This window comes from Streptomyces sp. NPDC007095, assembly GCF_040634475.1.
Lineage (GTDB): Bacteria > Actinomycetota > Actinomycetes > Streptomycetales > Streptomycetaceae > Streptomyces.
Genome location: NZ_JBEYFS010000378.1, coordinates 1 through 6,752, shown reverse-complemented (window position 1 = coordinate 6,752; position 6,752 = coordinate 1). Strand labels below are relative to the sequence as shown.

Genomic DNA, 6,752 nt, shown 5'->3' with positions numbered 1-6,752 from the left:
GCGTCGTCGATCAGAGTTATGTGGTGGTCCCCCTCGAGCAGCTGCCCGCGGAGAGTTCCGAGCCGGCGTGGAACCGCGAGTACATGCCCCGGACGGTGCGCACACCAAGCGGCAGGCCGGCCGGGGAGGCATTCCTCTCCGCCTTCGACTGGGCCCGCGCTGAAATGCCCCTCCGCGCCGCAACACAGGCGACCACCTACCACGTTTACGTTGGCACCGGCGGGAAGCTGAGCCAATCCGGTGAGGTCGTCGAGGACCAGCCACGTGCCTTGTCCTGGCAGCCCGGGGAAGCGGCCACCCTCGTCCTGCACCACCAGGACGGCGCCATATCCATAAACTCACGCTATGGACTGAAGGTCGGGAGCATCCCCCAGATAGGCAGCTACGCGAAGCGGCTGAAGGCACCCAGTGACTTCCGGCTCGCGCTGATCGCATGCTATGCCGATGATCAGCTGGGACAGGGGCTGGCCGACTGGAGCGGGCGGGTCAGCGGTGGCGCCTCCGGCCGCGTCAGGCACCCCCGCGGCGACGACCCCGAGACCGTCTCGGGAGTGGTGCTGAGGGATCCGCTGCTCGTGGTCGAACCGACCCCCGACAACCCGGAACCCAGGTTCGCTACGTACGTGCCCCGGCGGCGGACCGGTCTGACGCCGCGCCCCACGTCGTTCACCCGCCAGGGGTACCGCCTCAGCGGCCTGATGGCGAAGGCGGAGTGGCCCGACCGGGCCATGAAGTACGAGACCGCGCTGGGCCTGACGCTGACGCTGGACCTCGACGCGCTCGACGCCGCTCGGCACGCCGTGGAGGTGGCCACCGGCACCCCGCCTTCGTCGAGCGCGGACCTGCCGGCGCTGATGGACAGTTTCTTCCGGGCGGCGCTGCCCGGCGAACGTGTGAAGGGCTACGACCGCAAGTCGCTCTCCACCGAGGAACTGGCGGAGTACCGCTCCCGCGGTATCCGGCGCACCCGTGCGACGAACGACCTGCCCCTGGAATTGTTCGAGGAGTATGCGGCGCTGGTCGACCCCGCCAACAGTCAACTGCTGAGCTTCCGCAAGGCCATGGTGGGCTGGCTGGTCCCCCGCTACTCGCTGTACGAGGTGCTGGAGGCATCGGTCCATGCCAACGTGGGCTACGCCGACGTGTTGGACGCCGTCGCCGCGCGGGGCGTCGGGACGCACCTGTACCTCTGGGCGGACTCGGCCTTCGCGCCACCGTCCGGCGCACCGCGGCCGGCCGGCGCGCTGATCCCACCGCACCACCAGGCGTACCGTGACGCCACCCGCCGTTGGCTCACCCCCAGGCTGACCGGCGACGGCCGCAGTCCCGGGGACGTTGTCAAGGTGCTGAGCGGAGGGGAGAACAGCCGCGACCTGTCCCGCGTGGACCGTGACCGGCTGAGGGCAGCGGAGAGCTGGAGCAGGCGCCATGGAGGAAGCATCCTGGACCGGCTGGGCGAGGCGCACATCATGGCGCTCCGTCTGTACACCGGGCCGGACAAGCCGATCTTCCACTGGTTCGGGACCGCCGGTGAGCCCACCCAGGACTCCCTGCGTCAGGAGCTGCACTCCATCGTCGAGGGGCAGCTGTCCCACGGCAGCTCCTCGTTCCCGTTGCTGCTGATGAAGCACCGGGAGTTCCGCAAGGCCGCCGAGCAGATCTCCGCGGAACGGAGCCGTCAGGGCCGGGCGAGGCACCGTCAGCCGTTGCTCGACGCGGTCGATCGGGTGGTCGACGCGGTCTTCGCCGAGATCCCGCTCCACCTGGCGATGGCCTACGACGGGCTGCGCAGGCTGCCACCCGCCGGCGAGAACGTGTTCTGGGCGGTCCGTGAACGGGAGCCGCTGACCGGCGCACCCGGCGAAAGGCCCCCTGGCGAGCTGTCCCATGTCGATGTGAGGGAGGGGGACGAGGCGCTGCCGAACCGCCTGGCGGCCATGAAGGACCCGGTCCCCGCGGGCGGCCACGCGAAGCCTGCCGGCCGGATAAGGCTGCTGGAGGTCATGGAGTCCGGCATCGCCTCCGACCTCTCGCCGATCGTCCTCGACCCCGCACGAGGCCGGACGATGTTCAGGCTGCCGGCGCGGCTGGACGTCGTGTCCCGCGAGATACGCGAGGACGCCGGCGGGGAGCCCTACGAGCACGTTCTGCTGCGCGAAAGCGACGCGCCGGAGCCGGACGCCGCGAACCCGGCCGCCGTGGAGCCGGCCGCCGCGAACCCGGCCGCCGTGGAGCCGGCCGTCGTGGAGCCGGACGGTCGCGAAGCCCCGCCCGCTGACTCGGCCACCGCTCCGGTGGGCCCGGAGGACCTCGCGCCCCGGGCCGTCGGTCCCGCCTGGCACAGGGTCGCCGACGAAGGTCGCGGCGAGGGGCTGTTCCACTTCACGCCGTCGGACTGGGCCCGGCGCATGGCGCCGTACAGCGAACTGCGGAACGTGAAGCACCTCGTGCAGTGGCAGCGGGACAGCGACAGCAACCTGGAGGGGGGCCGGTGGCCGCTGCACCGCTTCATTTCGGGTGGCTACGTGTTCTATGGCCGGCACGGGAGCGACGTGACGCCCCCGGACCTGGCGGAGATGCGCGAAAACCTGGACTTGGACAGCGTCGAGAACGTCATCATGCTGGAGTGCGGTGAGGGACTGAACCGGCTGCCCCTCGCCGACGCGGCCAACAGCCGCCAGGGCAGGCAGGCCGGCGATGTCGCCATGGCGCTCGGCAAGCGGGTCTGGATACCGCAGGACGGTGTGGCGGTCACCCTGGCGCCGGGCAGTCGCGAGCCGGTGATCCACCTGCGTGAGGACGGCGAAGGCAAGGCCACCATCCTGCTCGGGTTCGCCCCGAAGACGGGCCGGCCCTCACTGCCCCCGCGCCCCGCCGCCTTGGGCATCGAAGCCGAGGAGTTGCCGGACGCCACCTCCTACCCCGCCCCCGAGGACTGGAACGCTCCTGTCGACACCGACCGCTCCCGTGAGATTCCGGCTGAGGGCGCGGAAGACGCCGAGCACGCAGAGACCGCCGCATCGCGCGGCGCGTACCGGCGCACCGGCCCCCGTGCCGCCGAACTGGACGGCACGGGCTTGGCGCTGCACGAGTCGCCGGGGGCGGGTGGCCGGCTGCCCGACACTCTGCTGTTCACCGTCCGGTACGCGGCCCCCGACGCGTTGCGGGACGCCGGGATCGACACGTCCGACGCCTTCCGTGACTGGCTGGAGCGGCACGTCACGGACAAGGACGTGCCCGAAGACGCGCTGCCCCCGCTGGACGGCGGCCGGAACATCCCGGTGGACCTGCTGACAGCGATCGGTGTGCCGCTGACCCCCGATCAGCGATTCGAGGGCGCGTTCCTCGGCGGGCTTCCGTCCTCGGAGGTCATGGTGAGTACGGTCCAGCAGTTCCGCCTGCTGATGCGGGACCCGTCGTACGGGGGCGAGGGCGGCGGCTCGCTCGGGGATGTGCTCTCGGCGGTGGTGGCCCGCGACCTCGGCGTCGAGGTGGCCGTGGTGGGCCCGGACGGTGCGGTGAACTTCCACGGAGGCATCAAAGACGGCCGCCGTACCACGGCCGCCACGCCTCCCGCCGTCCTCGTCCGTGACGGCGACCGCTACCTCGCCGGCCTTCCGCTCGGGCCCGGCGAAATCCGCCAGAGACTGAACGACCGTCCATGACCTTCCCCCGAGGGATGGACAACAATTCGATATGCTCGCCACTCCGCATATTGATGCCTTGTGAAGCAGCGGCCGCTACGTCGACTCTCTCACTTGAGGACGTACCGTCAACAAGTGTTTTTCCCGGCCTTTCTCCGAATCACCTTCGATTTACCGAATGAGGATGCACAGTGAGCAAGACAGCGAAGTCGAGCGAAAGCGTCGCCCCGGCGAAGTCCGATGACCGGGAACCGGTGGCCGGGTCCGCCGTGAGCGAGGGCGCGGACGAAGCCGTCGAGCAGATCGACGGCGCTACCGAGAACATGCCGGATGTTCCGGACTCGATCCGCGAGGCCGCCCGGCTCGCCCCCGACCACTGGCTCGGCATGGTCGACCCGACCTGGCGCGGCGAGGCCGCACCCCCCGAGTGGGCCGTGGTCGGCCAGTGGCGGTCCAGCCCGGAGGGCGAGATCGTGGAGTGGCGGGACAACGAGGACTACAAGCCTTCTCCCACCGCGCTGGGCTGGCCGGAGCCCGCCGACAAGGTCGACGCCGCGGTGCAGTTGGCCGCGACCGGGTACGGGCCGGGCGAGGACGTCACGGAGGCGCTGGCCGCCCTGCCGGAGGCAGCGGTGTTCGTCACCCCCTCCGGTGACCCGCTGCCCGCCACCGCGCCGGACGGCAAGACCGCCATCGTGCCGGTGTTCACCTCGCCGGTCTATCTGCACACGTCGGGGCGCCTGGCGTTCGAACTGATGCCGATACCCGAACTGCTCGACCGGCTGCCCGAGGGGCACCTGCTCTACCTCAACCCCTCGGCGCCGGTGAGCATGACCCTGGAGACCGAGATGCTGCGCGCGGCGCTCGCCGGCCCGGACGCCCGGGAGTCCGAGGAGGAGCCCGCTGAAGCGGTCGCGGCAAAGGACAAGAGCGTCGACGCAGACAAGGACGCCGACGAGGCCGTTACGCCCCCGAGCCGTCCGGCTCGGCGGGCCACCACGCCACGTCGCACCTCGACTCGGACCAGGTCGGCCGACTAGGGGAACGGACAGGAGGGGGCGGGCGGCGGGGATCGGTCCCGCGGATCGAGCGCGAGCCACGGGACACGATCAGCGCCGTATCACCCCCGGCCCGGCCACCTCGGGAAGATTCCCGCGGGAAGGCCCGAACCGCCTCACCTCATCCGCGGGTTCGGTCGTCAGTAGGCCGCGAGTTCTGAGAGCTGGGCCGCCGGCCAGCCGCTGTTGGCCGTGAACCGGAGCTCGATGGAGCGGGTGGAGGCCGGGTCGAACCGGATGGTGACCGTGTTTCCGGAGGCCGCGTCGAACGTGTAGGAAGCGGCCGGGACCAGCAGGGAATCGCTGCCATACACCGCGAGGGTCTGCGTACGGGAGTTCCAGTCGGAGCCCGGGGGCAGCTTCAGCACGAGCTTGGAGATGGTCCTCTCGGATCCGAGATCGACGCGGATGGTATGCGGGAAGGCTCCGTTCGCGCTCTCCCAGTAGGTGGTGGCATCACCGTCCGTGAGGTGTGAGCCGACGTAGTCCTGTGTGGCGCTGTCGGCCCACACCGCCCCGCCCAGCGCCCGGTTCACGGTGCCGGGCGTCTTGGGGGCCGCGGCCTTGGTGGTGCGCGGTCGGGCCTTGGTGGGCGGCGCGGCTTTCGACGCCGATGCCGGCGCGGCCGCCTTGGGTGAGGCCGTCTTCTTCTTGTTCTTCTTCGTACTGCTCGGCTTCGCGGACGGCGACTTCGGAGCCTTGGTGCTCGGCGACGTTTCGGACGGCATGGCCGGGAGCGCTGCGAGGGAGGCCCTAGCCGCGGTGTCGTGCGGATTCCCGTGGTCGTCGCCCTGCGCGCTGATGACAGCGGGCAGGGCGACCAGCAGCGTCGCCACCAGCGCCACCGCGACCAGCAGCGGTTTCTTCGAGCCGTTCCGGGGCGGCGGTGTCACCTCGGCCACCTCCGTGTCGCCGGGCCCCTCCCCCCAGGGCGGCGCCGCCTCTTCGGCGACCGGTGCGATGAGCGAGGGCGGGGTCGATGTCTCGCCGCCCGCTTCGGCTTCGGCGCCGAGTCGCCCGGTGCGAGGACGTGGCCCGGCTCGTCGGCCGCGCCACCGAGGACGACCGCCCGGCGGACGCTGTCCGAAGCGGCGCCCTCCGGCAGCGGTGGGGGACCGCTGGAAGGGCTGGGCTGGTGACTGGGCATCGTGTCCCGCTCTCTGTCGAAGGGCCGCCCCGCCTCTGCCGCGGCCTCGCCGGACGGGTTCACAGCCACCCCGGGTTGCCGCAGCGCTGTCCACCGTGCCTGTTTCGCGCAACTCGACCGCGATGTAGGGGGTTGTCGGCACCCCGAGCGTGCCAGAGGTGTGCGCCGCGCTGTCCACCGGGAAACTACCCGCGCACATACGTGCGACGGATCAGACCTCCAGCGTGCCGTCCATCCCTTGTTCTTCGCAGGGAACCCCGGCCTTGGGGCCGGGCGGGAATGCGATCCTCGGCCCGGAGGTGCGAAGCGCCGGAGTTCTCTGCGTCTTTGTGGTGACGGTCAGACTGGGCACACACAGAGTTCTAGAGACGCTCAGGCACTCGGCGAGATGCTGCGGGATCACTGCTCCCCCTACAACGGGGCGTTGGTGGGCAACGAGGCGCCTCCATTTCCGTGCAGGGGTGCGAGACCCCTGCCTCCGGCCTGTCGCAGCAGGCCGAACCTCCCGCACCTGCCCCGAATGCGGGCACACCGCGAAGGACAACCGGCCCGCACAGGAGAAATTCTACTGCGTCGCCTGTGGCCACAACGCGCACGCCGACACAGTGGGAGCCACCAACGTTCTACGGGCCGGGCTGGTCCGTCGCGACGCCAACCCGGCATGGCGAGAAGCCTCCGGGGGAGCAGCCACCGTCTGTTCACCGGGTATTTGATGTGCGATTGATCGGCAGATGTCGGCGGAGCATACCTTCGCGAACGTAACCTCTTCGCATTCTGGCTCGTAGGTGGGGTGGCCGGAGATGACCGCGAGCATCGTCCTGCCTCATGGTTTGGAGTGGGTTTCCGCGCTGGCCGGTGGTGAGTGGCCGGAGGCGATGGAGGGTGATCTGTGGGATCTGGAGA

The 6,752-nt window shown here is 70.6% G+C and carries 2 protein-coding genes and 2 pseudogenes; 3 read left to right on the top strand and 1 reads right to left on the bottom strand.

The features are described from left to right. A pseudogene (locus ABZ656_RS55245) lies at nucleotides 1–3,665 on the top strand (hypothetical protein); the annotation flags it as partial. A 302-nt stretch (nucleotides 3,666–3,967) separates the two neighbouring features. Then, complete coding sequence (locus ABZ656_RS55240; protein ID WP_360279927.1) at nucleotides 3,968–4,684, top strand: type VII secretion system-associated protein; 717 nt, start codon at nucleotides 3,968–3,970, stop codon at nucleotides 4,682–4,684. A 158-nt stretch (nucleotides 4,685–4,842) separates the two neighbouring features. Here ABZ656_RS55240 and ABZ656_RS55235 read toward each other — a convergent pair whose 3' ends face one another. Next, complete coding sequence (locus ABZ656_RS55235; RefSeq protein WP_360279924.1) at nucleotides 4,843–5,595, bottom strand: discoidin domain-containing protein; 753 nt, start codon at nucleotides 5,593–5,595, stop codon at nucleotides 4,843–4,845. 754 nt (nucleotides 5,596–6,349) lie between these two features. Between ABZ656_RS55235 and ABZ656_RS55230 the strand changes: the two are divergent. Further along, nucleotides 6,350–6,562 (top strand): annotated as a pseudogene (locus ABZ656_RS55230) (zinc ribbon domain-containing protein); the annotation flags it as partial. Nucleotides 6,563–6,752 lie beyond the last annotated feature (190 nt).